Origin of the sequence: Streptococcus sp. DD11, assembly GCF_001578865.1 — a bacterium.
Lineage (GTDB): Bacteria > Bacillota > Bacilli > Lactobacillales > Streptococcaceae > Streptococcus > Streptococcus panodentis.
This window is the reverse complement of the sequence record NZ_KQ969394.1, coordinates 60,142-63,197: the sequence shown is the minus strand read 5'-3', so window position 1 is coordinate 63,197 and position 3,056 is coordinate 60,142. Positions and strand designations below refer to the sequence as shown.

At 47.6% G+C, this 3,056-nt stretch carries 4 protein-coding genes and 1 pseudogene; all 5 read left to right on the top strand.

The window, feature by feature from the left end; translation table 11 throughout:
* Positions 1 to 560, top strand: a pseudogene (locus STRDD11_RS14270) (hypothetical protein); the annotation flags it as partial.
* Between the two features lie 130 nt (positions 561 to 690).
* Positions 691 to 1,263, top strand: a complete 573-nt coding sequence (locus tag STRDD11_RS06270) for an SP0191 family lipoprotein (RefSeq protein WP_128836469.1) — start codon at positions 691 to 693, stop codon at positions 1,261 to 1,263.
* Between the two features lie 343 nt (positions 1,264 to 1,606).
* Positions 1,607 to 1,804 carry a hypothetical protein gene (locus STRDD11_RS06265; RefSeq protein ID WP_128836466.1) on the top strand — a complete coding sequence of 66 codons (198 nt, stop codon included), beginning with the start codon at positions 1,607 to 1,609 and terminating at the stop codon, positions 1,802 to 1,804.
* Positions 1,791 to 2,666: an ABC transporter ATP-binding protein gene (locus STRDD11_RS06260; protein ID WP_128836464.1), complete on the top strand. Its 876-nt coding sequence runs from the start codon at positions 1,791 to 1,793 to the stop codon at positions 2,664 to 2,666. Before STRDD11_RS06265 ends, STRDD11_RS06260 begins: the two co-directional genes overlap by 14 nt.
* A 14-nt stretch (positions 2,667 to 2,680) precedes the next feature.
* On the top strand, positions 2,681 to 3,056 hold a 376-nt coding region (locus STRDD11_RS06255; RefSeq protein WP_164828408.1), incomplete at its 3' end, for an ABC transporter permease.

Below are 3,056 nucleotides of genomic sequence, written 5' to 3'. Positions count from 1 at the left end.
TGAACCCGTCAACAGAAGACTTTATCAAGGCTGTTGAGCAGGTCAATGCCCGCAATATCATCATTCTGCCGAACAATAAGAATATCTTTATGGCAGCCCAGTCTGCGGCAGAAGTGATGGAGCAGCCGGCAGCAGTGATTGAGTCCCGCACCATTCCTCAGGGACTGACCAGCCTCTTGGCTTTTGACGGCGGAAAGACGCTTGAAGAGAATCATGAGCGCATGACGGCAGCTTTGGCTGAAGTTGTCAGCGGCAGCATCACGACTGCCGTTCGCGATACGACCATTGACGGTTTGGAAATCCATGAAAAGGACAATCTCGGTATGGTAGACGGCAAGATTGTGGTTTCAAATCCAGATATGCTCACGGCTTTGAAGGAGACTTTCAGCCAGATGCTGGATGAAGACAGTGAAATCGTCTCTATCTACATCGGGGAGGATGGCAGCGAAGACTTGGCCAGCGGTTTAGCCCAGGATCTCATGGAGCAGTACGAAGATTTGGAAGTGGAAATCCACCAAGGCAGGCAGCCGGTCTATCCTTATCTTTTCAGTGTAGAATAATACAATCGCCAATTATAGCAAAGAGCAGAGGAAAATCCCTGCTCTTTTTACTGTTTTTGCAGGAAATCTTTAGACAAGTCAGTGGTATTATGTTATACTATAGTACATAATAATAGAAAAAAGGTGAAGTATGAAAAAGATAATGACCTTATTCACTCTAGCTTTGCTCTTTCTGACCGGCTGTACTTTTACAAACAAAAACAGCACCGCCTCAGATACGGAATCTCCGTCCAGCGCCAAAAAAGCCTCCAGTTCTTCCAGTTCCTCTTCTTCTGAGAGTACGGAGGTTGTCAGCAAGACCTTGGTGGGCTATATTCAGGGGGTTCATCACCGTGATACGATTACCTATCAGGGTGAAAAAATCTTAAATCTGCGCTTGGAATTGCTGGCAGATCTGCCGGAGGATATGGCAGCTGCCTCCGCCGATCGGACTCCGGAAGAGCTGACCGCTATTATCCAAGAAGGCTTGAAATCCAATCCACAGGTTGCAGAACTGCAGGCCATTGAGGGCTTTAAGCTGGAGTATTCAGTATCAGCAGATAGAAAATTTCAAACCAATATCGAAATGGATTTCCAAAAGCTCAATGACGAGCAGCTGGATAAGATAGCCAGCGACAAGGAGCTGGGCCTGAATGACTTTAAAGGCCTGACATCAGAGAGATTTATTCTGGGGATGAAATTAAACGGCCTGAAGGAGGAATAAAGGCTGCTGCGATTTCCAATCTAAAACAGAATGAGTATGAAAAGACGGGACAGCTCGTCTTTTTTGCTGTCCAAAATATTGTCATTTCGTTTATCTGTTATTACGTCGTTAACTCACCTTGCCGTACCCCAGTACAGCCTGCGGCTCGTTGCCCTATCGTCCTGTACGTTAAGCGATAGGGCTGAAACTGTCCCCCGGACAGTTTCACTGCTAAAAGCAAACAAACAGACCATATCATGACATTTGTCATATCAACAGGTGACAAAATCATCTAGTGCCGATCTTTCCCCTGCGCTATAATAGAGACAGTAAGAGACAGAAAGGCAGAAAGCGGAATAAAGAAATGAACCAGAACATTCGGATTATCTTATTTGTGCTGGCAGGGCTGGTCCTGTCGCTGATTGAGCAGACAAGCGGTTTTCTCAGAAGGCTGCTGCTCATAGATTTTTATATAGGCGCTTGGGGGATAGCTGTTTTGATTTTTGCGGCTGGTCCAGCGATTGTTGAAATCTTAAAGGAGGATAAAGATGGCACTCATTGAAGTAAAAAAGCTCTCTAAGAGCATTCGCGGCAAGGAAATTCTAAAGGATGTTTCATTTGAGATAGAGGACGGTGACTGTGTGGCCCTGATTGGTCCCAATGGCGCCGGCAAGACGACCCTGATGGACTGTCTCTTGGGCGATAAGTTTCTGACCTCTGGTCAGGCGACGGTGCAGGGCTTCAAACCGACGGATGACCGGCTCAAGCAGTCGGTGGCCATTCTGCCCCAGGAAAATACGGTAGTGGCGGATCTTAAGGTCAAGGAACTCATCGCTTTCTTTCGGGCCATTTATCCTCACAGCCTTTCCGAGGAAGAAATTGACGCTCTTCTGGGCTTTTCTGACAAGCAGAAGAATCAGCTGGCCACTAAATTATCTGGTGGTCAGAAACGGCTTTTTTCCTTTGTTCTGTCCCTGATTGGCCAGCCCAGGATTCTCTTTTTGGATGAGCCGACTTCTGCTATGGATACCTCGACCCGCCAGCATTTCTGGGAAATTGTCGACCAGCTCAAGCAAAAGGGCGTGACCATTGTCTACTCTTCCCACTATATCGAAGAAGTGGAACATACGGCGGACCGGATTCTGGTCCTCCATAAGGGCGAGCTGATCCGCGATACCACCCCTTATGCCATGCGCAGCGAAGAGCAGGAGAAACACTTTACCCTGCCTCTGACTTATCAGGAAACGGTGGAAAATCTGGCGGATGTGACCGATATTGAAATCAAGCAAAAGGCCCTGTCCTTTGCGACCAAGGATGCCGGCCGGGTCTGGCAGGTCCTGCAGAACCACGGCTGCACCATCGAAGAAATCGAAGTCCGCAACCGGACCCTGCTGGACAGTATCTTTGAAACGACCCAGGACTAGAATGGAGGAAGATTATGAAACACATGGCACATTTAATGAAAATGGAACTGATTATGATGAAGCGGCAGTCGGCTTATTACCTCCTGTCCATCGGGCTGCCCAGCGTTTTTTATCTGATATTTTCTGGGATGATGGCCGGCTCAAATACACCGGACCGTCTACTTCGGGGCTATCTTTTCTCCATGACGGTCTTTAGTATCATGTCGACGGCCTTTTTCAGCATTCCCAGTGTCCTCCAGTCTGACAAAACCAATAACTGGCAAAAATTGATTCAGCATTCGCCGGTTTCTATGGTAGAATATTATCTATCAAAGCTTTTCAGCACCATGCTGACCTTTCTGCTGTCAGTCCTTGTGGTCTTTTCTGTCGGTCACTTTGTCCGCGGGGTTA